A 25,207-nucleotide genomic window follows, 5' to 3' on the forward strand; every position below is an offset into this window, starting at 1 on the left:
TCCTTATCGCGGTTAACGGAACGGAGGTTCATTAAAGGTGCGCAGCTTGCGCGAATGCAGGCGTTCGCCTTCGGCCCGCAGCAGGTCGATGGCGCGAATGCCGATCTGTAAGTGCTCTGAAATCGCCCCCTCATAAAAACGGTTGGCCTGGCCGGGCAGCTTAATTTCGCCGTGTAGCGGTTTATCGGACACGCACAGCAGGGTGCCGTAAGGCACGCGGAAGCGGTAGCCCTGCGCCGCAATGGTGGCGCTCTCCATATCAATCGCCACCGCGCGGCTCAGGTTAAAGCGCAGGGCGGAGGCGGAGTAGCGCAGCTCCCAGTTGCGGTCGTCGGTAGTGACCACGGTCCCGGTGCGCAGGCGCTGTTTAACCTCTTCGCCGGGCATGCCGCTCACCTGTTTGGTGGCGTCATACAGCGCGCGCTGCACTTCCGCGATGCTCGGGATCGGAATATCCGGCGGCAGCACCGCGTCCAGTACATGATCGTCACGCAGGTAAGCGTGGGCCAGCACATAGTCGCCGATAGACTGACTTTCACGCAGTCCACCGCAGTGACCAATCATCAGCCAGACGTCCGGACGCAGGACGGCGAGGTGATCGCAGATGGTTTTCGCGTTTGACGGACCGACGCCAATATTCACCAGCGTAATGCCCTGACCGTCGGCGGTGATCAGGTGCCAGGCCGGCATCTGGTGTTTTTTCCACGCCAGGTCGGAAATGGCGGCTTCCGGCGCTTCGGTTTCGGCAGTGATCCAGATCCCGCCCGCGCAGGACAGCGCCACGTAAGGGCTGTCGGGATCGAGGATTTGGCTGCATCCCCAGCGCACAAACTCGTCAACGTAGCGGGTGTAGTTAGTGAACAATACGAACGGCTGAAAATGTTCGACCGGCGTGCCCGTATAGTGACGCAGGCGGGCCAGCGAGAAATCGACGCGACGGGCGTCAAAGTGCGACAGCGGGTAAAACTCGGTAGGGTGAAACAGCCCGTCCGCCGTCTCATCGCCAATTTGCGCCAGTTCGGTGGTCGGGAAGTGGCGGGTTAATCCCGCGCTCATCGAACGATCGAGCGTGATTTCGGAACCATCGATGACATAAGGAAAAGGGATCTCATGCTGTGACCGTTCCACGATGATTTCCGCGCCGTAATCTTCATAAAGTAGCGTCAGTTGCTCAGCCAGATAATGGCGGAACAGGGCGGGGCGCGTCACCGTGGTGGTGTAGCAGCCCGCGTGGGTAAAGCGGCCGTAGGCGCGGGTTTTCTGCGCCTTGTGGGCGTTACCGTCCCAGGTCACGGAAATTTGCGGATAGACAAACAGCCCTTTCGCGCGCGCCTCTCTGTCGGGCAATGTGGCGTCGGCAACGTACGTGCTGATAGCGTCCCGTAGCGCGCTTACCGACTGTTCGTAAAGTGCTTCCAGCTGATCCAGCGCCTGTTCCGGGGCCAGCCCGGTACCCTTATTGTTCATCATTCGCTCCATGTGTCAGATAGACTGCCTGTATCCGATAGTATGTCACAGGAATATGAAACAAAAGCCAGCAGATAAAACTGAAGGTAACGCAGGCGGTTAATCAGGATGCCGGGTTTCTACGGCGATCATGGTCACAAACGGATGAGACTGCCACGGCATATCAGCGCCTTTCTGATACATCGCGGAAATCGTGCCGTCGAGATAAAGCATCTGGCGGACATCCAGTTTTGACCGGGCATAGCAGGCGAAGTCATAGAAACTGGTTCCGCGCCCGCTCAGCATAAATACCGCCTCGCCCCGCGTTGTGATACCCACCGCATTGCGGATTTTTCGTGAACTGGCGGACGGGAGTAAACGGCGGTTGATGGTGCCGTTCTCGATCATCAGCGGACCAGACTGCACGGCGTAATCGATACCTTGTGAGGTTTTGAAGGTATCAAGATTGACAATCCCGGCCCGCTCACCCTTCACATAAAACACCCCGCCGGGGCGAATAAAAAAGTTACCTCCGCCGGAGGCGTGATTCAGCGGGACCAGCTGTTTTCCCTTTTCAATATACAGCCCGAGCGGAGCATACGATTTAGCATAAATCCCGCCGTTCATCGCCATCTGTATCCGTCCGTCAGCATTATTGCCCGCCAGCAGATTGAGCAATGACGCCCAGGCGGTGCCATCCGCTTTTTTCCAGTACATGACGATACGTTCTTGCCGCGTGTTGACGATATAGCTCTGCACCGTCAGCGTTGGATCGCTGAGCGTACAGTTGCTGGCAAGGGCGGAAAGCGGGAAGAGCAGGACGGGAAGCAGAGGCAGTAGACGTAATTTCAACGTGGGAGTTCCTTCGATTAACAAGGGCGTGAGCGTCACCCGGTCCGATGGGGGTAAGTATGAGATTTTTTATCGGGGGAGAAAAGCAAAAAGCCCGCTGAAAAGCGGGCTTCTTTGAATTTTGGCTCCTCTGACTGGACTCGAACCAGTGACATACGGATTAACAGTCCGCCGTTCTACCGACTGAACTACAGAGGAATCGTGTGAACGGGGCGAATAGTAGCGGGGGGTGATTAGCTTGTCAAAGGGTGGATGCGGCGAAGGCGTTTGATTGCTGACAAAATCAACAATACAAGGCGACATCTGCGCTTTTGCTGATATTTACGCACGCTGATGGTGCAATCTACCCCCTAATGGGGCATAGCCATTTCCACTGGCTGAATGATAAAAACGCTGTTTCACATCACAATGTCTTATTATCCAGCCGGTTAGAGTCCAAAAAAGGACATTTGTTAAAACTGGCAAATATCTTGCAATACTCCCGGTAAGATTATTGCCAGCATTAATACTGGCTTTCCTGACCGGAGGCAAAATGAACTTAAGACGGCTGAAGTATTTCGTAAAAATCGTCGATATTGGCAGTCTGACGCAGGCGGCGGAAGTGCTACATATTGCACAGCCCGCGTTGAGTCAGCAGGTTGCCACCCTGGAAGGGGAACTGGATCAACAATTGCTGATCCGCACTAAACGCGGCGTGACGCCGACCGAAGCGGGCAAAATTCTCTATACCCATGCGCGCACTATTCTTCGCCAGTGTGAACAGGCGCAGTTGGCAGTGAATAATGTCGGACAAACGCTACGCGGGCAGGTGTCGATCGGCCTTGCGCCGGGAACCGCGGCGTCTTCCGTGACCATGCCGCTGTTACAGGCGGTGCGTGCTGAATTACCTGATGTGCAGGTTTATCTGCATGAAAACAGCGGCTCGGTGCTGAATGATAAATTGCTCAGCGGCCAGCTCGATATGGCGGTGCTGTATGAGCGCTCTCCCGTGGCCGGTATTTCCAGCCAGCCGCTGCTGAAAGAAGATTTGTATCTTGTCGGGACGCGCGATTGTCCGGGGCAAAGCGTCGACCTTGCGGCGGTGGCTGAAATGAACCTGTTTCTGCCGCGTGACTATAGTGCGGTGCGCCTGCGGGTGGATGAAGCGTTTTCCCTACGCCGCCTGACGGCAAAAATTGTCGGCGAAATCGACTCCATCGCGACGCTAACGGCGGCGATTGCCAGCGGGATGGGCGTTACGGTACTTCCGGAGTCGGCTGCCCGCTCACTCTCCGGCGCAGCGAATGGCTGGATGGCGCGGATCTCGACGCCGTCAATGAGTCTGCCGCTTTCGCTGAACGTCTCAGCGCGCGGTTCGCTCTCGCCACAGGCGCAGGCGGTGCGTGAGATCCTCATGTCGCTGGTAACCCGTCCGGCGATGGAAAACCGCGAGTTACTGCTGGTCAGTTAGTCATATAACCAAAAGGAATAAGTTGCTGGTTTTTATTATTTGTTCTGCCAGGCCCGGGACTTTAACAATAGCGTTATGTCATATGGCCCCGGAGGGTAGGGTGAATTTCCAGCAACTTAAAATTATTCGTGAGGCCGCACGTCAGGATTTTAATCTGACAGAGGTCGCCAACATGCTTTACACCTCGCAATCTGGCGTTAGTCGTCACATTCGCGAACTGGAAGAAGAGCTGGGTATTGAGATTTTCATCCGGCGGGGCAAGCGCTTACTGGGGATGACGGAGCCGGGAAAAGCGCTGTTGGTGATTGCGGAACGAATTCTTAATGAAGCCAGTAACGTGCGTCGGCTGGCCGACCTGTTTACCAACGATGCGTCTGGCGTACTGACCATCGCCACCACCCATACACAGGCGCGTTACAGCCTGCCGCCAGTGATTAAGGCGTTTCGCGAACTCTTTAAAGAGGTCCGCCTGGAGCTGGTGCAGGGTACACCGCAGGAAATTGAAGCGCTATTGCACAATGGCGGCGCGGATATCGGCATCGCCAGTGAACGGTTAAGTAATGACCCAACGCTGGTGGCGTTCCCGTGGTTTCGCTGGCACCACAGCCTGCTGCTGCCGCACGATCACCCCCTGACGCTCATCTCACCGCTGACGCTGGAAGAGATCGCGCGCTGGCCGCTGATAACTTACCGTCAGGGGATCACCGGTCGTTCACGTATTGATGAAGCCTTCAGCCGCAAAGGGCTGACGCCGGATATCGTACTAAGCGCTCAGGATTCAGACGTCATTAAAACCTACGTCGATCTGGGGCTGGGCATTGGTCTGGTGGCTGAGCAGTCTGCCGGAGAGCAGGAGAACGGCAAGCTGGTGCGCCTCGACACCCGCCATCTTTTTGATGCCAGCACGGTCTGGCTGGGCCTTAAACGCGGCCAGCTTCAGCGTAATTATGTCTGGCAGTTTATCGAGTTATGTAATGCCGGGCTGTCGCTGGCGGAAATTAAACGCCAGGCGATGGAGCCAGATGAAGTGGTGATTGACTACCAGATTTAAATCTCCGCGATCGTTCACGCCGTAGCTGGCGTCGATAAAGCCCGAGTCCGGCGTGCTGCCTGGCTCAGGCTTTTTTGTTTTGATGAATCAGCACTTGCGCCTAATCACAGAATCCAGAAATTTTTCTCATATTATACGGGCTAAGAATGGCATGCGGTTATCGGCGATCCCTCTGTGTCATTGACAATGCTTTCGCCATAAATACCAGATGAATGCACTGTCGTGGCGTATATTTGTATTTTCTGACTTAGCTTATGCAAAAGCGCTTACTATATTTATTACCAAAAAGTCTTTTCGGCCCACGCGCTTTATTAATAGAGTTGAGTTCCTGTTAATATTTAAGGAAATCAACCATGACCTCAGCAATTACTGTTGCCCGTAGCGACTTTGATCAATTAGATGTTCATCCCGTAGCCGGAAACATTGGTGCGGAGGTTCGTAATATATCTCTGTCTGCGGATCTGAGTGACGAGGTTATTCAGCAGATAGAAAATGCACTGGTAAAATATAAGGTTTTATTTTTCCGCCGCCAGCATCATTTAACGGATGAAACGCACCAGGCGTTCGGTGCACGCTTTGGAAAAATCGTTGCCCATCCTACGGTTCCCTCGCCTGATGGGACCAAATTATTTGAACTGGACGCCTCCAAAGGCGGCGGACGAGCTGATTCCTGGCATACTGATGTCACCTTCGTGGAGGCCTTTCCCAAAATATCGATTCTGCGCGGCGTGACGATCCCGGAATATGGTGGCGATACCGTCTGGGCCAATACCGCACGTGCGTATGAATCCTTACCCGAATCCTTAAAACAATTTGTCGGCACGTTACGCGCTGTTCACACTAATAATTATGATTATGCGGCTGAGCGTCTTGAAACGGATAAACAACGCCTGCATCACCACAAAAAGGTTTTTGTCTCTTCCGTCTGGGAAGCAGAACACCCGGTTGTGCATATTCACCCGGTGAGCGGCGAACGTATTTTATTACTCGGCCATTTTGTCAAAAATCTGGTGGGATTCAGCAGCCGCGAATCCGCACAGCTTTTTGATTTATTGCAGAACCGCATTATTCGACTGGAAAATACCGTGCGCTGGCAGTGGCAGCAGGATGACGTGGTGATCTGGGATAACCGTAGCACGCAGCATTACGCTGTAAATGATTATGGAACGCAGCCTCGCGTGGTACGCCGGGTGACGGTGGAGGGCGAGCCCGCAACGGGCATTGACGGCAGCCGCAGCCGCACGGTGGCCCGTCCCCAGGATGCCGTCAATGAAGGATCTCCGGTTAACCCGACTACGGATGTGAAATATGCAGCGTCGTGATCTGTTAAAAGCGATGGCGGCTTTCGGCGTGTACAGCATGGTGCCTGCCATCGCGCGCGGGGCAAATACGGCGCGCAAATATGAGGGTGTCACGCTGAATGTCTCCACCTTCAGCACTGCCTGGCCGCAGCTTATTCGCCAGTGGCTACCGGAGTTTGAAGCGCTGACCGGGGCAAAGGTGCAACTGGATACGCCAGCATTTCCGGTGTACAACCAGCGTGCCGATCTGGAGCTTTCTACTCGCGGCTCAGCGTATGACGTTGTGAACGTCACCTTTATTTATACCAGCCGCTGGATCAACGCCGGCTGGTTGACGCCGCTGAATGAATTTATTTCTAATCCAAACCTGACTCCGCAGGACTGGGGGTTACAGGATTTTCTGCCCGCCACGCTTGCCGCAGAAACCGGGCGTGACGGTAAACTTTACGGCATTCCTTATGTTGTAGAAGCGATGCTGGCGGGTGCCTCACGCTACGATCTGATCCAGCAGGCAGGGCTGGAATTTCCGAAAACCACCGATGAACTGGTAACGGTTTTACAGGCGGTGAATAAAAAAGAGCGCGTGGCCGGATACGTGACGGATAACCACTACGGCTGGACGTTTATCCCTTATCTCCAGGCGTTTGGCGGCAACGTATTCCGTGCACCGCCGGACGATCTTTTCCCCACGCTGGATACGCCGGAAGCTATCGAGGCGGCAGAGTATTTTTCCCGGCTGATTCGTGACTTCGGACCTAATGGCGGTATCACCTACACGGCCGACCAGTCGCTACAGGCGCTGAGGCAGGGGCGCGTCAATTTTTCCGATGCCAGTCAGACTTATCTGGCGCAGCTGGGTAATGCGCAGAGTTCGCGCACGGTTAAGACCTCGCATTTCGGCCCGATGGTCAACGGACCCAAAGGGTGGTTCCCCGGTATGGCAACGCATGCGCTGGGCATCCCGGCCGGTTCGAAAAACAAAGAGGCCGCATGGGCCTTTATTCAGTGGTCATTGTCAAAACAGATGACCTCCCGCGCGCTGGCGGCAGGTTACGGCTCGCCGACCCGTCGCAGCGATATTGACTCGCAGATATTTCGCAGTAAGCAGGTGATTAACGGCGTGGATCTGGCGCAGTTGTCCATTGATGCGATCGACCGCGCTGGTCAGGGCGGCTATATGAAATATCGCACCGTGGAGTTCTACCCGCAGGTTGATCAACAGCTGAATAAGGCGATTGCGCTTATTGTTTCCGGGCAGTTATCTGCCAAAGAGGCGATGGGTAAAGCGCAGGCTGGCACGGTGGCTGATTTGCAGCGTGCGGGCGTGAAACTTTGAGGGAGAGAAAATGTCGTTATCACTAAGCTGGCGCGTGCGTCAGCGTAATGCCTGGCTTCTTGGCCTCGCACCGTCGCTGATCGTACTGACACTGCTGACGCTGGTGCCTGCGGTAGCCCTGCTGGTCACCAGTCTGACGCCGTTCAGTTTGACCAACCCGGACACCTCATTCACCTTTGCCAACCCGCTGGTTAACTATCAGCAGTTGCTGCACGATGATCGCTTCCTCGGCTCGCTGGTCACTCAGCTCAAGCTTTCGATTGTCAGCGTGTTTTTCCAGGTGCTGATCGGACTGCTGCTGGCGCTGCTGTTGAACGGCACGTCGCGCTGGCTGAACGGTGTGCGAACGCTGCTGCTTATTCCCATGGTCCTGCCGCCGATCATCGTGGCGCTGATCTGGAAAATCATTTACACGCCGGATATCAGTCCGCTGCATCAGGTGCTGGACCGCTTTAATCTGCCGCTGGACTCGCTGATTGCCAACCCGGATACCGCGTTATGGGCCATCGCGGTGGCGGATGTCTGGCAGTGGTTTCCATTTACCATGTTAATGGTGCTGGCGGCACTCCAGATGGTGCCGAATGACCCCCGGGAAGCGGCGAGCCTGGATGGGGCCTCCTCATTCAATATCTTTCTTTATATCGTCCTGCCACACCTGAAGCCGGTCCTGGTCGTGTGTATCTTGTTCCGCCTGATCGACAGTTTTAAGGCGTTCCCGCTTATTTATATTCTGACGGACGGCGGTCCGGGATCGGTGACGGAAGTGACTAACTACTATGGTTTTATTCAGGCGTTTAACTTTTCCTGGTGGGGTTACGGCAGCGCGATAGCGGTCGTAATTCTGGTGGGCGTGTTTATTTTAAGCTGGCTGATTGGCCGGGCAGGGTGGAACGATGACAGTACAACACACTGAAGCGCGGCCGCAGCCGTTTGTTGCGGCCCGGCGCAAAAAATGGCGTCTCAGGGGAAAGCGCACGTTACTGGCGCTGGTGCTGCTGGTGGTGTTTCTCGCGCCATTTTTGTGGATGGTGATTATGTCTGTGCGTCCCTCGCTGGATGCCTTTGAGCTGACGCTATGGTTCACGCCGACGCTTGATGCCTACCGCGCGCTGATTGCCGGCAACTTCCTTCAGCCCTTTGGTAACAGCCTGATGGTCAGCGTGCTATCAACCGTGTTTTCTCTGCTGCTGGGCGTCCCGGCGGCATGGGTGCTGACGCGCTGGCGTTTTCGCGCCCGCCGTTACGTCGCCTTGTGGATCCTCGTCACCCGCATGGCTCCGCCCATCGCCTTTACCATTCCCTTCTTCCTCGCCTGGCGCTGGCTGGGGTTACAGGACACCATTATCGGGCTGGCAATCGTCTATCTGACGTTTAATCTGGCGATTGTGATCTGGCTGATGCAGACCTTCTTTTCCGCAGTCCCGGTGGCGCTGGAAGAAGCCGCGTGGATGGATGGTTGCTCGCTGTGGCGCAGTTTCTGGCACATCTCACTGCCGTTAGTGAAACCCGGTCTCGCGGCGACAGCCATCCTGTGCTTTATCTTTTCCTGGAATGATTTTTTCTTCGCGCTGATCCTGACGCGTACCAACGCCATCACAGCACCGGTCGCCATCGTGAACTTCCTGCAATATGAAGGCTGGGAATGGAGCAAAATCGCCGCCAGCGGCACGCTGGTGATGCTGCCGGTCGTGGCGTTTACGCTGCTGGTTCGTCGCTATCTGGTACATGGCTTAACCGCCGGGGGCATTAAGGATTAACTATGGCAACGCTGACACTACAACATATCGCGAAAACCTTTAACGGGCAGACCATCATCCCCGATCTGAACCTGACCATCCATCACGGCGAGTTTATCGCGCTGGTCGGGCCATCCGGCTGTGGAAAATCGACGTTACTGCGGATGATTGCCGGACTGGAAAGTATTGACGGTGGTGAGCTGGTACTGGATGGCGACGTTATTAACGATCTGTCTCCACAGGATCGTAATATGGCGATGGTCTTTCAAAACTATGCGCTGTATCCGCATATGTCGGTGGCGGAAAACCTCGGTTTTTCGCTCAAAATGCAGGGCGTGACCAGGGCCAACATCGAACATCAGGTGCGTCAGGCTGCCGACACGCTGGGGTTAACAGCATTGCTGACCCGCAAACCCGCTCAGCTTTCTGGCGGACAGCGTCAGCGAGTGGCGATGGGCCGCGCGATATTACGCCATCCGCGACTGTTTCTTTTCGACGAGCCGTTATCCAATCTCGACGCCAAACTGCGCGTTGAGTTACGTACCGAAATCAAAGCGCTCCATCAGCGGCTGAACACCACCATGATTTATGTTACGCACGATCAGATTGAAGCCATGACCATGGCGGACCGGATCGTGGTATTGCGTGACGGGCATATTGAGCAGGTCGGGACGCCGCTGGAATTGTACGACCGCCCGGCGAATGCGTTCGTCGCGAGTTTTATCGGCTCGCCGTCGATGAATCTGTTCAGCGGACGCGTGGAGCGGCAGGGCGTTGTGATGACGGATGATGGTATCGCGCTGCCAGTGGCATCAACGCCGGGCCTGGATATTGGCCAGCGTGTAGTTTACGGCGTGCGCCCCCAGCATTTTGTGTTGGCACCAGACGCAGCGATTGATGCGCAGGTCAATGTGGTTGAACCAACCGGGTCAGAAACGCAAATTATGCTCAACATTGGCCAGCAAAAAGTGACCACCTTATTTCACCAGCGCGTTACGGCGACGCCCGGTGAAACGCTGAGCATCGTGCCGGACGCCCGTCATGCTCATCTTTTTGATGCGACCAGCGGGCTGCGGTTGAACTGAGGAGTGGTCAGGGGGAGCAATTGACGGAAGGCGCAAAGCAAAAAGCCCGCAATAAGCGGGCTTTTTTGAATTTTGGCTCCTCTGACTGGACTCGAACCAGTGACATACGGATTAACAGTCCGCCGTTCTACCGACTGAACTACAGAGGAATCGTGTGAACGGGGCGCATATTACTGGCCCCGGAATTTCGTGTCAACGATAAATTTAAACCGTTGATTCAAATGATTAATAATGACGCAAACTGTATTTTTAATGTACCAGCGACGTGGGGCTTACCGGCTCCCTGTTTTCCCGCAGTCGTTGAAGCGGGTCCTGCTGGTAAAAGAGGCAGAAACGTTGCCATAGCGCCGGGAAGCGTGGCGCGAAAAGCTCGGGCGCACTGAAAAAATATTCGGAAAGCACGGCAAAGCACTCAGCCGGATCGGTCGCCGCATAGGCGTCTATGCTGGCGGCACTTTCGCCAACCATGTCGATCTCATCCTGAATATTGTTCATTGCAGCATGCAGGTCGTGCTCCCAGCCCGCGACTTCTCGCAGCGGGATAAAAGGCACGCCGCTGGCGCGATCGCCGTTACGCGTATCCAGCTTGTGCGCCACCTCATGCACGATCAGGTTAAACCCGGATGCATCAAAGGAATCCTGAATATCCAGCCAGTTTAAAATGATTGGCCCTTGCTGCCAGCTTTGCCCTGACTGTACCAGCCGCTGATTATGCACCAGGCCGATATCGTCTTCCCACTCGTCATCCACCACAAACGGCGCGGGGTAAATCAGGATCTCATGAAAGCCATCGAGCCACTCAATGCCTAACTCCAGCACGGGGAGACAGAAGAGCAGGGCGATACGGCAGCTTTGCAGCGTATCAAGCTCCAGACCTTGCAGCGCAACAATACGTTTTTGCTGGAGAAAACGCTCGGCAAGCTGTATTAGTTTCGCCTGCTCATCTATCGTCAGACTGGCTAAGACAGGGATCGCAAGTGCCTGCTCCCACGGGAAATCAGGGCTACGGGTTGATTCATGTGCTTTCCAGGGCCACTTAATCATCGTTTTGCTCGCAAACTCATCACTTGAACATAATTGAAGGGACTGGGACTGTTAAAATGCCAAATTTCCTGGCATTATTGCAACTATCAAAACGGAGAGATGCCGGAGCGGCTGAACGGACCGGTCTCGAAAACCGGAGTAGGGGCAACTCTACCGGGGGTTCAAATCCCCCTCTCTCCGCCATTATTCAATCAGTTACTCGCTTCGCTTTCAACGACCCTCGTCACAGTTGCCTTTTTTGCCCACTAATGATTATTTTATAGCCGCTGGCTTCAGCACGCGATAAGAATGCTCTTTCTTAGCCACAAAAAAGCCCGCACGCGGCGGGCTTTGTGATAAACGGATGATTAGAACTGATAAACCAGACCGACAGCGACGATGTCATCGGTAGCGATGCCATTGTTTGCATAGAAGCTGTCGTCTTCATCCAGCAGGTTGATTTTATAATCAACATAAGTGGACATGTTTTTGTTGAAGTAGTAGGTGGCACCGACATCAACATATTTAACCAGGTCTTTATCAGTAGAACGCCAGTTGCCGTGGCTAACTTCCTGACCACCCAGATCTTTACCTTTCGATTGCAGGTAAGCAATAGAAGGACGCAGACCGAAATCAAACTGATACTGGGCGACAACTTCAAAGTTCTGCGTTTTGTTGGCGATACCACCATTGGCTTCGCCGTTGCCACCGCCGTAGTAGGTCATATTGCGGGTTTCAGCATACATCGCGGCCAGGTACACGTTGTACGCATCGTATTTCGCGCCCACGGTCCAGGCTTCGGCGGTATCACCACCGGCATAGTTGTTACGATGGTTAAGGCCATCCTGATAACCACGCGCAACCTGGTTGTCAGTACGGTCAGAGTTAGCATACGCCGCACCCAGACTTAAACCGAAGTCGAAATCGTAGGAGGTGGACATACCGAAGCCGTCGCCGTTTTCACGCGCCAGTTTACGACCCCCACCGTTGCCAGTGCCTTCACCTGAGCCAGGATTCTCGTTATTACCCTGATATTGCAGTGCAAATTTCCAGCCATCGACCAGGCCGAAGAAATCATTATTGCGGTAGGTCGCCACGCCATTCGTGCGGCCTAACATGTAAACGTCAGTCTGGGTATAAGAATCACCACCAAACTCCGGCAGCATATCGGTCCAGGCTTCAACGTCATAAATCACACCGTAGTTACGACCATAGTCAAAGGTACCATAATCGCCAAAACCCAGTCCGGCGAAGCCCAGACGAGTCCATGCATTAGAGCCTTCACCTTCAGTGCTATTTGCCTGAACGTTGTATTCCCACTGACCGAAGCCAGTCAGCTGGTCGGTAATCTGGGTTTCGCCTTTGAAGCCTAAACGAACGTAAGACTGATCGCCATCACTACCCGCGTCATCAGAAAAATAGTGGAGGCCATCCACTTTACCGTACAGGTCAAGTTTGTTGCCGTCTTTATTATAAACTTCAGCCGCATTTGCTGCGCCAGCCATTAACAGGGCAGGCATAAGAAGTGCCAGAACTTTTCTGTTCATTATATATTTCCTTCAAGGGATAATTTTTATGAATATATGTAATCTTTATTCAGACTACAACATGGATACTATTCTATTAAGTTCATTAAATTTTAAGGGAAAGGTGTAATAAAGTTATATGTAGTATTGCAAAATGTTTCTTTATCATTTCAAATTCATGTTGATTATGAGTTAATGAGTAACCATATAACTTATTGATGTAATTGCATTTACGTAAGGAATGGTACGCCATAATCGATCTATTTTGTAAATAATATGCATCAGGATAATTGCTTTGCGAGATATATTGATGGTTTGTATTTATTGATATTGAGCGAAAAAAAAAGCCTGGCGCAATGTCAGGCTTATAGAAAACAGAAGAAGGGCAATAATAACAAGTGCAGTGGTAACAACAAAAGGCTAATAACGGAGAGATAGTTACATAATTATTTTTTAAAATAAAGCGCTTTTTTGTCTTTGAATATTTAATAAGTGAATGGAATTTTAATGAATATATATTTTTTTAATTAATTCGCCCTGACTGCGTCTGAATATGCACTATAATGTGACGTCAATCACAGGTGTGGTGAAATGGGGTTACCTGCCCAACCGTATAAACACGATCAACAGAGAACATTTTATGGATGAAAAAATGTACCGTAGTCCCGGCGGCAAACTGGCGCTGTGGCTTTTTTATACCTTTTGCGGTTACTTTGCCTGGGCCATGGTGCGCTACTTCTGGGTGGTGAGCCACGTGCAAAGCATCCCTGGCGCGACAGTGGACGGGGACTGGGGGACGATGACCGGTAAATGGCTTGGCGCACTGCTGGGCTTCCTGATATTAAGTACCGTTACGCTGCTGCTGGGCGCGCTGGCATGGTATACGCGCCCCCGTCAGGCCGATTTTTAAGGATTCACGGGTGCGCTCATCATGGACATTCTCCACTGGCAACAACGTTATGAACGCTGGCTGCATCAACATTACCGTAGTAAGGATACCGCGCACGACCTGGCGCATTTTCGCCGGGTATGGAATACCGCCCGTCAGCTTGCTTCAGGGGTCATAGTAGATGAACTGACGGTCCTTACCGCCTGCTATTTTCATGACATCGTCAACCTGCCAAAAAACGATCCACAGCGGCATCGCGCCTCAGGGCTGGCGGCAGAAGAAACGCGGCGTATTCTGATGGCGGATTTTGCCGATTTCCCTGCGGAGCGCTACCAGGCCGTGATGCATGCCATAGAAGCACACAGTTACAGCGCCGGAATCGAACCGCAAACGGACGAAGCGCGCATCGTGCAGGATGCCGACCGACTGGAAGCGTTAGGGGCGATTGGGCTGGCGAGAGTCTTTGCGGTTGCCGGCTCGCTCAACATCCCACTTTTTGACCCAGACGATCCCTTTGCCGATCGTCGCCCGCTGGATGACCGGGCCTACGCGCTGGATCATTTCCAGAGCAAGCTTCTGCGTCTGCCGTCAACGATGCTAACGCCAAAGGGCAGGGCGCTGGCGCAGGAGAACGTGCGTTTCCTCGTACAGTTCATGGCAAAGCTGAGCGCCGAGTTGCAGGGCTGCTATCAGTCGCTGGATGACGATATCCTTGCGCGTTTTGCGCCGAAGGGCTGAAACGCTCGCAGCAAATTTATGATACTCTGAGAAATATTTATCTTGCCCGGTTAATTTTATGCAGGAAAACCTTTCCATTTCAGCGGCATCTGGCCGGACTGCGGATGCGCCGTCTGCCAGCGTACACGCCTTGCTGCGTCAGGTTATGGCGATTTATGACGTCAAAACGCTGGTCGCTGAACTGAGTTCGCTGGGTGAACATCACTGGAGCCCCGCCATTCTCAAACGCGTGGCGACCAGTGAACGTGCCTGGCAGCGGCTGAGCGAGAATGAACAGGCCCACCTTGCGGCGCTGTTGCCATCACCGCCTGCCCATCATCCTCATTATGCTTTCCGTTTTGTTGATCTCTTTGCCGGTATCGGCGGGATCCGTCACGGCTTTGAAGCCATCGGCGGGCAGTGCGTGTTTACCAGCGAATGGAACAAACATGCGGTGCGTACGTATAAAGCGAACTGGTATTGTGACCCGGAACAGCACCACTTTAATGAAGATATTCGTGACGTCACCCTGAGCCACCAGCCACAGGTCAGCGATCGACAGGCGGCAGAGCATATTCGCGAGGTGATCCCGCAGCATGACGTGCTGCTGGCAGGCTTTCCCTGTCAGCCCTTTTCGCTGGCCGGGGTCTCAAAGAAAAATGCGCTTGGCCGCGCACACGGTTTTGCCTGTGATACCCAGGGAACACTGTTCTTTGATGTGGCGCGCATTATTGACGCGCGCCGTCCGCCGATCTTCGTGCTGGAAAACGTCAAAAACCTGAAGAGCCATGACGGCGGTAAAACCTTCCGCATTATCATGCAGACCCTGGATGATTTAGGCTATGAGGTGTCTGACGCCGCAGAAATGGGCGCGGACGATCCGAAAATCGTCGATGGTCAACATTTCCTGCCACAGCATCGCGAACGTATCGTGCTGGTGGGCTTTCGCCGCGATCTCAACCTGCACAACGGTTTTACGCTGCGCGACCTTCCGGCCCTTTACCCTGCGCAACGGCTGAGTTTTGCTGAACTGCTGGAGCCCGTGGTGGATGCCAAATTTATCCTGACGCCAGTGCTGTGGAAATACCTTTATCGCTACGCTAAAAAGCATCAGGCGCGTGGCAACGGTTTTGGTTTTGGTCTGGTCGATCCGACCAATCCGCATAGCGTCGCCCGCACGCTTTCCGCCCGCTATTACAAAGATGGTGCCGAAATTCTTGTGGATCGCGGCTGGGACCGGGCATTGGGCGAGGTGAATTTCGATGATGCGGTAAATCAACAGCATCGCCCGCGTCGCTTAACGCCGCGCGAGTGCGCCCGGTTAATGGGATTTGAAGCGCCGCAGGGCTATCAGTTCCGGATCCCGGTATCCGATACCCAGGCGTATCGCCAGTTTGGTAACTCGGTGGTGGTTCCGGCATTTGCGGCGGTGGCAAAATTACTCAAGCCCCGCATCATGCAGGCGGTGGCGCTACGTAAAAAAGGGATCGGGTCGGGTGGACGTTCATAATAAGGCCACGCGCAGCAAGAATATGCGGGCAATAGGCACCCGCGATACGGCCATTGAAAAGCGGCTGGCGCTGTTGCTGGAGGCGTCCGGCTTTACCTTTACCGTACAGGATGCCTCGCTGCCGGGACGTCCTGATTTTGTGATTGCTGACTACCGCTGTGTGATCTTCACTCACGGCTGTTTCTGGCATCATCATGACTGCTATCTGTTTAAGGTTCCCGCGACCCGCACGGACTTCTGGCTGGAAAAAATTGGCAAAAACGTTGAACGTGACCGGCGGGATGTGCAGCGATTGACAGAGCAGGGCTGGAGAGTGTTGATCGTCTGGGAATGCGCGCTACGAGGGCGAGAAAAGCTCAGCGATAGCGCCCTGAGTGAACGGCTTGAAGAGTGGATCTGCGGCGGCGGTGACAGCGCACAGATCGACACTCAGGGCATTCATCCACTGCCGATTATTTCTTGATCTCACAAGGCGTTACAACGGGACGCGCCGGAAAGAGATATTTTCCCAGCGTGACCAGCACCACCGCAAAAATAATCACCCCCAGCGCCAGCCATTCCACCGACGAGAGACGTTCGCCGCCAAAGCCAGTACCCAGTAAAACGGCGACCACCGGGTTAACATAGGCGTAGCTGGTGGCAATCGCGGGGGTGACGTTGCGAATAAGGTACATATAGGCGTTGATGGCGATCACCGAGCCGAAAATCGCCAGATAGCCAACGGCGAGGAAGCCGGACAGTCCTGGCATCGCGATCAGTTTCTCACCCGTTAAAAACGATGCCGCCAGTAGCACGATGCCTGCCGCCAGCATCTCAATCGCCCCCGCCATCATGCCGACAGGCAGTTCAATGCGTGAACCGTAAACCGATCCAAATGCCCAGCTCACCGAGCCGATGAGGATTAAAATTGCGCCCCACGGATTTCCGTTCAGGTTGCCGCCGCTGTTAAGCAGGATAATCCCTGCGAGGCCAATGGCGATGCCCAGCCACTCCAGCTTGCGGGTGGCGATGCCGAAAAAGCGGCTAAAGCACAGAGTAAATAGCGGCACGGTAGCGACCATTACCGCCGCAATCCCGGAAGGTACGTGCTGGTGCTCAGCGATGGTGACAAAACCGTTGCCCACGGCGAGCAGAAGCACGCCAATCAGCGCCGCATTCAGTATCGGCCGCAGGGCAGGAAGTTTGTGGCCGGTGATTAACAGGTATGCCATCAACAGCACGCCTGCCGCCGAAAAACGCACGCCAGCCATCAGCAGCGGCGGCCAGCTCTTGACGCCGATGCTGATGGCGAAATAGGTGGAACCCCAAATAATATACAGTGCGAAAAGCGCACTCATGAGCGGTAAAAGTTGCCTGAAACGCATACTGCCTCACAGCCATAAAGAAAGGACGCATATAGTAAACGTCAAAACTATCCGCCTGGCGAGCGGTTAATCTTAATTTGGATGTTAATTAAATGTTGACATTATTCTGCTATACCCGAGCGGCGACTTTTATTCCATACTATTGACTTGAGAAGTTTTAAACGAAGGAAAGACATTTTGGCCGGATCGAGTTTGTTAACGCTTTTAGATGATATTGCCACCCTGCTGGATGATATCTCGCTGATGGGAAAACTGGCGGCAAAGAAGACCGCTGGCGTACTGGGGGATGATTTATCGCTTAATGCGCAGCAGGTCTCCGGCGTGCGTGCCAATCGGGAACTCCCGGTGGTCTGGGGAGTGGCTAAAGGCTCGCTCCTTAATAAAGTGATTCTGGTGCCATTGGCGCTGCTGATCAGCGCGTTTCTGCCGTGGGCGATTACGCCACTGCTGATGGTCGGTGGGGCGTTTCTGTGTTTTGAAGGCGCAGAGAAAATCCTCCACACCCTGCATGCGCGCAAACATAAGGAAAGCCCCGAAGCCCGTCAGGAGCGTTTAGCCTCCATCGCTAAACAGGATCCGAAGACGTTCGAGCGCGATAAAGTCAAAGGTGCAATCCGCACCGATTTCATTTTGTCAGCCGAGATCGTAGCCATTACCCTTGGCATCGTCGCCGAAGCGCCGTTGTTAACCCAGGTACTGATTTTGTCCGGCATTGCCATCCTGGTGACAATTGGCGTATATGGCATTGTCGCCGTTATTGTTAAGCTGGACGACATGGGCTTCTGGCTGGTGGAAAAAGCCAATGCCCTGGCGCAGGCTACCGGCAAAACGCTGTTGTTTATCGCGCCGTGGCTGATGAAAATCCTTTCGGTTGTCGGCACGCTGGCAATGTTCCTCGTTGGTGGGGGCATTGTCGTACACGGTATCGCACCACTGCATCATGCTATTGAGCATTTTAACGAGCAGCAGAGCGCGGCGATCCAGTGGTTAATTCCGTCGCTGGTTAACCTGGTGCTCGGATTTATTCTCGGGCTGATCGTGGTTGCCGTAGTGAAAATGGTCTCTCGCCTGCGCCAGCCTGCTCATTAAATATCCAGCGCCGGGTACGCAAAACGTCAAAATTTCGTCTAAGGTGAAAACGTTTCACTCTGATACCGGAGGCAAAAAATGGTCTTTATGGTCAGCGATGAAGTGATGACTAAAAACGGCGAGCGGCGCATGGTGGTCACGGGCTATGCCAGTGGCATGGTGGAGTGCCGCTGGTATGACGGTTTCGGCGTTAAGCAGGAGGCGTTTCGGGAAGAAGAGTTGTTATCTTACCGTCACCCGGACCCGTAAGCGCGTCGCTGCGTTCCCCTCAAGCCCGGCCTGCCGCGAGCCGGGCATGTTATTCACCCCAGCAAGATCCTGGTCAAATAAGGCGATGCCTGGAGTTTGCATTTAGCGCGAGATAGTAGTGGAAAAAACTCAGTGGCTGAAACAATTCGGCCTGCGCTTTACGCCCGGTAGGGTGGTCAGCCTTTGTTTTATCGTGGTTCTGATCTGCTCGTCTTTTCTGACCTGGCGGGAAGTCGCGGTGCTGGAAGATAACTATATTAGCAGCCAGCGCAATCGCCTTGAGAGCGTCTCACATGGCATGGATATGCAGCTTCAGTTCAATATGGACAGGCTGTTTTTTCTGCGCAACGGTATGCAGGCCGCGCTGAAAACGCCTCTGCAACTAAAGAGTATGTCGATTGCCCGCCATGAGTTTGATCGCAAGCGCCAGCAGGATACGTGGTCGGTACAGTCCGGGAGCCGGCATTTGCTGACCGTGAACGGCGTATCGGATGCCTTTGTCACCCATAGCCCGGATCTGAACCGGGATGATGCGCTTTTACATAATGAGCTGACGGCGGCGCTTGAGCTGGGCTATCTCCTGCACCTCTCTTCCAGCAGCAACAGCATTGAGTCCCGCACGCAGTATGTCTCCCGCGCTGGCTTCTTCGTCACCAGCGATCCACAGCCCATCGCCGACATTACGTCGTATTACGCCAGCGTGATTACCAGCCCGTGGTTTTTTACCCAGTCGGCGCGTGATAATCGCGGGCGTGGGATCCGCTGGTATACGGAACAGACTAAAGCGCGCGGCGTGCAGGTGATCACCGCCAGCATTCCCCTGGACCTGGCCGATCGCTGGTATGGCGTACTGGCGATGGATGTTGACGTTAGCGCGTTGCAGCGGCTGCTGGTGGAGGCCATTGGCGATCAACCCGAGGGCACCTGGCAACTCTACGACAGTCAGCTTGTCTGGCTGGCGTCGAGCAGGACGGACGCCTCAGGCGGACCCACCCTTACCGCAACGGATCGTCAGCGTATTCTTGCGGACATCGGGCACGATACGCGCGGGGGCATTCTGACCACCAGCGGTTATATCAGCTGGCAAAAACTCAAAAATTTCGATGGCATCGTCTTGCATGTCCATACGCTGCGCGAAGGTCTTGGCGGCGCGTTTGGCAATATTATTATTGCGCTGAGCCTGTTATGGCTGGTGTTTACCTCCATTTTGATTTTGTCGTGGGTGGTGATCCGCCGGATGGTGCGCAATATGATCGCGATGCAGGAGTCGCTGGAGTGGCGGGCATGGTATGACACCTTAACGCGGCTACCCAATCGTGGGGCATTATTTGACCGGGCCGAAGAGGCCGTTCTGGCCTGCCAGCTGGCGCAGCAACCGCTGTGTGTTATTCAACTCGATCTCGACCATTTCAAACGTATTAATGACCAGTATGGACATCAGGCCGGAGATCGCGTGCTGTCGCATGTGGGGAGTCTCATCACCAATGCCCTGCGTGAGCACGATGTGGCGGGTCGCGTGGGCGGCGAGGAATTCTGTATTGTCCTGCCCAATACCACGATGGCGATGGCAATCCGCGTCGCTGAACGGATCCGCAATCACATTAGCGCGAAAGAGTTCCTGATACGCAAAAACACCACGCTGCGGATCAGCGCCTCGCTGGGCGTCAGCAGCACGGAGGAGCGCGGGCGCTATGATTTTGAATATCTGCAATCCATTGCCGATCGTCGCCTTTACCTGGCCAAACAAAACGGGCGTAACCGTATTTATTCCGCAGGCTAAAAGGAAGGAAAGAAGTGCGCCATTCCTTCACTCCAGCCCGCCGGACCTTCCTGCGCGGTATGATAAACGCGTTGCGGATCGTTACGTTTCAGCCTGACGCCATCGCGATTTAAGCCTTTCACCACCACCGCATAGTCTACGACATCCAGCAGAGGCGCATCATTGGGGCCGTCGCCCAGCCCCAGGGTAGTGCGACGTTTGCCTTCGCGCTGCTGGTATTTATTGAGTAAAAAAATCGTCGCCTGGGCTTTATCGCCTCGCTGATCGAGAACATGCCAGAAACGCGCGCCCTGAACAATGTGCAGGCCGAATGAGGCCAGGGTCGCGGCAAATTCACTCATCCGCGCATCGCTGTCGCGCCAGATTAACGTTTCGGAGGCTTCCTGCTGACGGGCGAGGGCGGAATGAGCATTGTTGAGGCCAGTCCAGTCGCTAATAATCTGCTCATCCACGTCAGAAAAAGTGGTGAACTTAAATCCTTCGTTTTCGCGCAGTTTTGCCAGAACAGCGGCAATCTCTACCTGAGGCGAGCCGGCGATCAGGCGAGGGAAGTGCTCATCATCCTGCCAGCCAGCATCAAGCTGGATCACCGCGCCGTTTTCCGCGATAAAAGGCAGCCCCTGTAGGCCGGTCTCCTGCTGAATTTGCGCCATTTCGGCCGCGGTTTTACTGCTGCACAAAATCACTGGCGCACCAGCCTCTTTTAGCCGGTTGAGCCACGGTACGGCGGGCTGCCAGTCCCCGGTATGGCTTTCGAGCAGGGTGCCTTCCAGATCGGTAAATACCAGCAGCGGTTCACGCAGGTCGGGCATACATTTCTCCTTTCAGTCCGTCATGATTAGCCTGAGATAATTCCTAAATGCAATTTGGCATGCTGAACACTTTTTATGGGAACGAGCCCAACAAACGAGGCGTGATGCCACCTGTCATTGTCCCCCGGGCAGAAACCGTGTCTTTTGGAATTATTCACATAGCGAATAGTTCTTGTCATGCAAAAAAATTGCGGATATGTTTAATGTCACATCAGATTTCCTGGTGTAACGAATTTTAAAGTGCTTCTTGCATTCGCAAGCTTCAACCCGACCCTGATGGGGTCGGGTTTTTTTTCGTGCCGGTTAACGGTTAACTTCGCTCACGCTGAAGTCGTGGATATCCAGCTCAAACGCTTCGGCCAGTTCGCGCCAGGTATGATAATCATGCCCGTTGACGCTCGCGTGATGCGGATCGCCGTCGTCAGCGCGTTTAACTTCACCTTCGCAAATCTCATTGATCGCCGCCAGCAGGGCATCAACGTCAACGCCGACCTCACGTTTTGCCGTATCGTCATACTCTTTTGCGGTTTTCATAACATTTCCTCACAGGCTGCCGCACAGACTAAGTATAGACCGTCCAGAAAAGCAGCATTCGTCACGACAGACGCAGCCAGCAGGCCGGTTTTGTTCTACACTGGCACAAAACCATGTGGAGGTGACACTATGCAGGTAAACGATCGTGTGACGGTTAAAACGGATGGCGGACCGCGCCGACCAGGTGTGGTTTTGGCCATCGAAGAGTTCAGTGAAGGCACGATGTATCTGGTGTCGCTGGAAGATTATCCGTTAGGGATTTGGTTTTTTAATGAACTGGGACATCATGACGGCATTTTCGTCGAGAAGGTGGATGCCTGATTCGGGACCACTGGCGGGTGGCCCCGCCAGTGGTATTACTTAGCGCATGTTGACATAAATCCCGTTAGTGACGTTGTCTGTCAATCGGACAACATGATAAATAACCTGTTTATTATGCGTTTTAATCTTTCTTTTAATATTGCCTTTATGTGACGATACGGTCTTCGCTTTGATATTCATCTGGTCTGAAATCTGAATCGTCCCTTGCCCTGACATCCACATCCGCAGCATAAAAGATTCAGTCCGGCTTAACGACAGCGTCTGCATATTAATTGCGCTAAAATGATCGCTGCCTTTTTTAAGACAATTACCCAAAATATCGTCCAGTGATTCAGGTTTGATTGACTTTGAACTAATTAACAAATTCTTTCTCACCAGTAAATACTCATCGAAATGGAGATTGGCAATCGCCATAAATACGATGAATAACGTGTCGGGGTGTTGATTAATGATCTGCCTGATTTGTTGACTACTTTCAGGGTCATGGATAAAACAGTCTTCATTAATAAACACCACGTCAGGCCGGCTTTCCTCGCAGGCCACCGCCAGGGCTGCTGTGTCCTTTGCATCCCCAATCTCGCGTCTTTTAACTCCCCGGCTCGCCAGGTATCCGATTAATCCTAATCGGGTATAACTGCACAAGTCCATAATAATCGTTGACATGGCATACCCTCACTCAATGCATAACGATAATTAACCCATTGCCTTACCGATTTCACAACGTCCTGTGGTAATAATTTTTTAGATTAATAAGACAGGCAGAGTTTTTCAGGCCTGAGCACTATCCCGTAAAGTTGCGTATAAGTTGCCAGGAATCATCTTAAACTAAATTGCAGATAAGTTTATGTGATGGGAATTAAAACAACGATTAGCCATTTGGTATATCGTGGAGGGTATACGGTAATTTTTATTTTAGGATTAACCTCAGATAACACCTGGTAATTATCGGGGTGTTATTTTCGGTAACTCACTGATTATGTCAGCAAGTAAATTAAAGATCTCGCTAAATAAATGTTCACAGAACGGCGCGATTAACGGCATTAACACCGACATCAGCAGAATGCCGACGCTGAGCGTCAGCGGAAAGCCAATGACAAAAACGGAAAGCTGGGGAGCCATTCTGTTGAGCATTCCCAGCGCCAGGTTGAGCGTCAGCAGCAGAGTGATCACCGGTAGCGCCAGCATCAGGCCGTTAAGGAAAATCAACCCACCCGCGCGGGCGAGAGCTAAAAAGGCGTTGCTGTTAATCGGTTCGCCACCGATGGGCAGGGTGTGAAAGGTATCTGCCAGCATGGAGATCAGCCACAGATGACCATTGAACGTCAGAAACAGCAGCAGGGCGAGCATATCCATCAATCGCGCCAGGACCGGCATATTTAAATTACTGCCCGGATCGATGAATGTGGCGAATGACAGCCCCATTTGCAGGCCGATAATCTCTCCGGCAGTACGAATGGCCGCGAAGGCAAACTGCATGGTAAACCCGAGCGCAATGCCGATCAGGATTTGCTCCAGTCCCAGTCCCAGTGCTTCAAGAGAGAACAGCGGAACGTTAGTGGCAGGCAGTGTCGGCGCGATAATGACGGTGATCATGATGCCCAGCCCAAGCTTAACCCGCTTCGGTACGCTTTTCTCGCTTAAGATGGGGGCGGTGGAAATCAGCGCCAGCACGCGCAGCAGCGGCCAGAAGTAGAGGCCCAGCCAGTGAAGCCATTGATCGCTCGTCACCTGCACCATTGGGCGGTTATCCGATGATGTAGGGAATATTGCTGAACAGGGTGCGCATATAGTCCAGCAGCAGATTCAGCATCCACGGCCCGGCGACGATAATGGCAATAAACACCGCGATGATTTTCGGAATGAAGGACAGCGTCATCTCGTTAATCTGGGTGGCTGCTTGCAGGATGCTGATAATAAGACCGGTGATCAGCGCCACCAGCAGCAGAGGCGCGGCCAGCGCGAGGGCCACTTTCATCGCCTCGGTGCCCATCATCATGACCGATTCAGGTGTCATTTCGCGCTCCCTAACTGTAGAAACTCTGCGCCAGCGAGCCGACCAGCAGTTGCCAGCCATCCACCAGTACAAACAGCATTAGCTTAAACGGCAGGGCGATGGTGGCGGGAGGCACCATCATCATCCCCAGCGCCATTAATACGCTGGCGATCACCAGGTCGATGATCAGGAACGGGATAAAAATGGTGAAGCCAATCTGGAAAGCGGTTTTCAGTTCGCTGGTCACGTAGGCCGGAAGCAGAATGCGCAGCGGCACGGCTTCGGGACCGGCAATCGGACCGCTGTTCGCCAGCCGGGCAAACAGCGCGAGATCGGCTTCACGCGTCTGGCGCAGCATAAACTCGCGCAGCGGCTGAGCACCTTTCTCCATCGCCACATCCAGCGAGATTTTATTTTCGCTGAAGGGCTGATACGCATCGGTATAAATCTTATCGATCACCGGCGACATAATGAAAAAGGTCAGAAATAAGGTCAGTCCGAGCATTACCTGATTCGGCGGTGCGGAGGGCGTGCCCAGCGCATTACGCAGCAGGCCAAAAACGATAATGATGCGGGTGAAGCTGGTGGTCATCAGCAACAGCGCGGGCAGGAACGTCAGCGACGTGATAAATACCAGCGTCTGCACCGGCAGCGACCAGCTCTGACCACCGTTGGCGAGCGGCTGACTGACCAGACCGGGAAGCTGCGCCATAGCCGCAGGGGCTGCCAGCCAGAGTCCGGCCAGCAAAAAGGGAAGTATGCGGCGCATCAGGATCTCCCGGAACGCTTAAGCAGATTTTTCATCATCGACGAAAAATCGGGGGTTGCTGGTGTTGCCGTGGCACTGTCTGGTGCAGCGGGGGGCAGCGTATGCAATAACGAAATTTGTGCGGCGGTCACGCCGAGCACCAGGCGGGCGTCTTCAACTTCAACAATTACAATCCGTTCGCGCGGGCCAAGCGTCGCCCCTGCGCTAACCTTCAGGCCGCGTGCCGCGTTGCCTTTGCCGCTGAATCCGACCCGCTTTAACAGCCATGCGGCCATCAGGATCAGGAAAATAATGCCGAGTAACGCGCCGCTGACCTGCATCAGCGACGAGGCAGGGGATACGGCCGGCTGAACGACCGTGGCCTGGGTTTTCAT

The 25,207-nt window shown here is 53.8% G+C and carries 27 protein-coding genes and 3 tRNA genes; 16 read left to right on the plus strand and 14 right to left on the minus strand.

What is annotated here, in order from left to right:
• Positions 1–12: 12 nt before the first annotated feature.
• From INT84_RS08920 to INT84_RS08930, 3 genes are all read right to left on the minus strand, one after another.
• Positions 13–1,467, minus strand: coding sequence for an AMP nucleosidase (locus tag INT84_RS08920; protein WP_194206829.1), 1,455 nt, complete (start codon positions 1,465–1,467; stop codon positions 13–15).
• A gap of 99 nt (positions 1,468–1,566) precedes the next feature.
• Positions 1,567–2,298, minus strand: a complete 732-nt coding sequence (locus INT84_RS08925; protein WP_194206521.1) for a phosphodiester glycosidase family protein — start codon at positions 2,296–2,298, stop codon at positions 1,567–1,569.
• 122 nt (positions 2,299–2,420) lie between these two features.
• A tRNA-Asn gene (locus tag INT84_RS08930) sits at positions 2,421–2,496 on the minus strand.
• Positions 2,497–2,830: 334 nt separating this feature from the next.
• On the opposite strand from INT84_RS08930, the gene nac reads away from it, so the two are divergent.
• From nac to INT84_RS08965, 7 genes are all read left to right on the plus strand, one after another.
• The gene (nac, locus tag INT84_RS08935; RefSeq protein ID WP_194206522.1) at positions 2,831–3,748 is read left to right on the plus strand and encodes a nitrogen assimilation transcriptional regulator NAC; all 918 of its coding nucleotides are present in this window, start codon (positions 2,831–2,833) and stop codon (positions 3,746–3,748) included.
• A gap of 100 nt (positions 3,749–3,848) precedes the next feature.
• Positions 3,849–4,799 (plus strand): HTH-type transcriptional regulator Cbl, encoded by a 951-nt coding sequence (cbl, locus tag INT84_RS08940; protein ID WP_194206523.1) that lies wholly within the window; start codon positions 3,849–3,851, stop codon positions 4,797–4,799.
• Positions 4,800–5,152: 353 nt separating this feature from the next.
• Complete coding sequence (locus INT84_RS08945) at positions 5,153–6,121, plus strand: TauD/TfdA family dioxygenase (protein ID WP_194206524.1); 969 nt, start codon at positions 5,153–5,155, stop codon at positions 6,119–6,121.
• On the plus strand, positions 6,108–7,436 hold the full coding sequence (locus INT84_RS08950; RefSeq protein WP_194206525.1) for an ABC transporter substrate-binding protein: 1,329 nt from the start codon (positions 6,108–6,110) through the stop codon (positions 7,434–7,436). Before INT84_RS08945 ends, INT84_RS08950 begins: the two co-directional genes overlap by 14 nt.
• Positions 7,437–7,446: 10 nt before the next feature.
• Positions 7,447–8,349 (plus strand): carbohydrate ABC transporter permease, encoded by a 903-nt coding sequence (locus tag INT84_RS08955; protein ID WP_194206526.1) that lies wholly within the window; start codon positions 7,447–7,449, stop codon positions 8,347–8,349.
• A complete protein-coding gene (locus INT84_RS08960; protein WP_194206527.1) occupies positions 8,330–9,193 on the plus strand; it encodes a carbohydrate ABC transporter permease in 864 nt (287 codons plus the stop codon). Before INT84_RS08955 ends, INT84_RS08960 begins: the two co-directional genes overlap by 20 nt.
• Positions 9,194–9,195: 2 nt before the next feature.
• Complete coding sequence (locus tag INT84_RS08965) at positions 9,196–10,257, plus strand: ABC transporter ATP-binding protein (protein WP_194206528.1); 1,062 nt, start codon at positions 9,196–9,198, stop codon at positions 10,255–10,257.
• Between the two features lie 73 nt (positions 10,258–10,330).
• On the opposite strand, the gene INT84_RS08970 is transcribed toward INT84_RS08965, so the two are convergent.
• Positions 10,331–10,406, minus strand: a tRNA-Asn gene (locus INT84_RS08970).
• 100 nt (positions 10,407–10,506) lie between these two features.
• Entirely contained in the window at positions 10,507–11,301 is a 795-nt protein-coding gene (mtfA, locus tag INT84_RS08975; RefSeq protein WP_176918985.1) for a DgsA anti-repressor MtfA, read from the minus strand.
• 93 nt (positions 11,302–11,394) lie between these two features.
• Here mtfA and INT84_RS08980 point away from each other — a divergent pair.
• Positions 11,395–11,484 (plus strand) — tRNA-Ser (locus INT84_RS08980).
• Positions 11,485–11,648: 164 nt separating this feature from the next.
• Here INT84_RS08980 and ompC read toward each other — a convergent pair.
• Complete coding sequence (gene ompC, locus INT84_RS08985; protein ID WP_194206529.1) at positions 11,649–12,827, minus strand: porin OmpC; 1,179 nt, start codon at positions 12,825–12,827, stop codon at positions 11,649–11,651.
• A gap of 619 nt (positions 12,828–13,446) precedes the next feature.
• On the opposite strand from ompC, the gene drpB reads away from it, so the two are divergent.
• Genes drpB through INT84_RS09005 form a run of 4 tightly spaced genes read left to right on the plus strand, consistent with a single transcriptional unit; the run spans position 13,447 to position 16,385 of the window.
• Positions 13,447–13,716, plus strand: a complete 270-nt coding sequence (drpB, locus tag INT84_RS08990) for a cell division protein DrpB (RefSeq protein ID WP_194206530.1) — start codon at positions 13,447–13,449, stop codon at positions 13,714–13,716.
• Between the two features lie 21 nt (positions 13,717–13,737).
• Complete coding sequence (locus tag INT84_RS08995) at positions 13,738–14,433, plus strand: phosphohydrolase (RefSeq protein ID WP_194206531.1); 696 nt, start codon at positions 13,738–13,740, stop codon at positions 14,431–14,433.
• A 58-nt stretch (positions 14,434–14,491) separates the two neighbouring features.
• Complete coding sequence (locus INT84_RS09000) at positions 14,492–15,922, plus strand: DNA cytosine methyltransferase (RefSeq protein ID WP_194206532.1); 1,431 nt, start codon at positions 14,492–14,494, stop codon at positions 15,920–15,922.
• Positions 15,923–15,944: 22 nt separating this feature from the next.
• Complete coding sequence (locus INT84_RS09005; RefSeq protein ID WP_194206830.1) at positions 15,945–16,385, plus strand: very short patch repair endonuclease; 441 nt, start codon at positions 15,945–15,947, stop codon at positions 16,383–16,385.
• Here INT84_RS09005 and yedA read toward each other — a convergent pair.
• Complete coding sequence (gene yedA, locus INT84_RS09010; RefSeq protein WP_194206533.1) at positions 16,375–17,286, minus strand: drug/metabolite exporter YedA; 912 nt, start codon at positions 17,284–17,286, stop codon at positions 16,375–16,377. The two genes, INT84_RS09005 and yedA, sit on opposite strands and share 11 nt — an antisense overlap.
• 177 nt (positions 17,287–17,463) lie before the next feature.
• Here yedA and INT84_RS09015 point away from each other — a divergent pair, with 177 nt between their 5' ends.
• The 3 genes from INT84_RS09015 to dgcQ all read left to right on the plus strand — a co-directional run bounded on the left by INT84_RS09015 (position 17,464) and on the right by dgcQ (position 20,404).
• Positions 17,464–18,375, plus strand: a complete 912-nt coding sequence (locus INT84_RS09015) for a DUF808 domain-containing protein (protein WP_194206534.1) — start codon at positions 17,464–17,466, stop codon at positions 18,373–18,375.
• Positions 18,376–18,453: 78 nt separating this feature from the next.
• Positions 18,454–18,624 (plus strand): YodC family protein, encoded by a 171-nt coding sequence (locus tag INT84_RS09020; RefSeq protein WP_194206535.1) that lies wholly within the window; start codon positions 18,454–18,456, stop codon positions 18,622–18,624.
• A 118-nt stretch (positions 18,625–18,742) separates the two neighbouring features.
• Positions 18,743–20,404, plus strand: coding sequence for a cellulose biosynthesis regulator diguanylate cyclase DgcQ (gene dgcQ / locus INT84_RS09025; RefSeq protein WP_194206536.1), 1,662 nt, complete (start codon positions 18,743–18,745; stop codon positions 20,402–20,404).
• Here dgcQ and INT84_RS09030 read toward each other — a convergent pair.
• Complete coding sequence (locus tag INT84_RS09030; protein ID WP_194206537.1) at positions 20,401–21,216, minus strand: mannosyl-3-phosphoglycerate phosphatase-related protein; 816 nt, start codon at positions 21,214–21,216, stop codon at positions 20,401–20,403. The two genes, dgcQ and INT84_RS09030, sit on opposite strands and share 4 nt — an antisense overlap.
• Before the next feature lie 303 nt (positions 21,217–21,519).
• Positions 21,520–21,750 carry a YodD family peroxide/acid resistance protein gene (gene yodD, locus INT84_RS09035; RefSeq protein ID WP_194206538.1) on the minus strand — a complete coding sequence of 77 codons (231 nt, stop codon included), beginning with the start codon at positions 21,748–21,750 and terminating at the stop codon, positions 21,520–21,522.
• A gap of 129 nt (positions 21,751–21,879) precedes the next feature.
• On the opposite strand from yodD, the gene dsrB reads away from it, so the two are divergent.
• Complete coding sequence (dsrB, locus tag INT84_RS09040) at positions 21,880–22,071, plus strand: protein DsrB (RefSeq protein WP_176918975.1); 192 nt, start codon at positions 21,880–21,882, stop codon at positions 22,069–22,071.
• A 39-nt stretch (positions 22,072–22,110) separates the two neighbouring features.
• On the opposite strand, the gene rcsA is transcribed toward dsrB, so the two are convergent.
• The 5 genes from rcsA to fliO all read right to left on the minus strand — a co-directional run bounded on the left by rcsA (position 22,111) and on the right by fliO (position 25,207).
• Positions 22,111–22,734: a transcriptional regulator RcsA gene (gene rcsA, locus INT84_RS09045; RefSeq protein ID WP_194206539.1), complete on the minus strand. Its 624-nt coding sequence runs from the start codon at positions 22,732–22,734 to the stop codon at positions 22,111–22,113.
• Positions 22,735–23,013: 279 nt separating this feature from the next.
• A complete protein-coding gene (gene fliR, locus INT84_RS09050; protein WP_194206540.1) occupies positions 23,014–23,808 on the minus strand; it encodes a flagellar biosynthetic protein FliR in 795 nt (264 codons plus the stop codon).
• 7 nt (positions 23,809–23,815) lie between these two features.
• Positions 23,816–24,085 carry a flagellar biosynthesis protein FliQ gene (fliQ, locus tag INT84_RS09055; RefSeq protein ID WP_176918972.1) on the minus strand — a complete coding sequence of 90 codons (270 nt, stop codon included), beginning with the start codon at positions 24,083–24,085 and terminating at the stop codon, positions 23,816–23,818.
• Between the two features lie 10 nt (positions 24,086–24,095).
• A complete protein-coding gene (gene fliP, locus INT84_RS09060) occupies positions 24,096–24,833 on the minus strand; it encodes a flagellar type III secretion system pore protein FliP (RefSeq protein ID WP_194206541.1) in 738 nt (245 codons plus the stop codon).
• Positions 24,833–25,207, minus strand: coding sequence for a flagellar biosynthetic protein FliO (gene fliO / locus INT84_RS09065; RefSeq protein ID WP_194206542.1), 375 nt, complete (start codon positions 25,205–25,207; stop codon positions 24,833–24,835). The genes fliP and fliO overlap by 1 nt, the downstream gene beginning before the upstream one ends.

The organism is Superficieibacter sp. 1612_C1, from assembly GCF_015234305.1.
Lineage (GTDB): Bacteria > Pseudomonadota > Gammaproteobacteria > Enterobacterales > Enterobacteriaceae > Superficieibacter.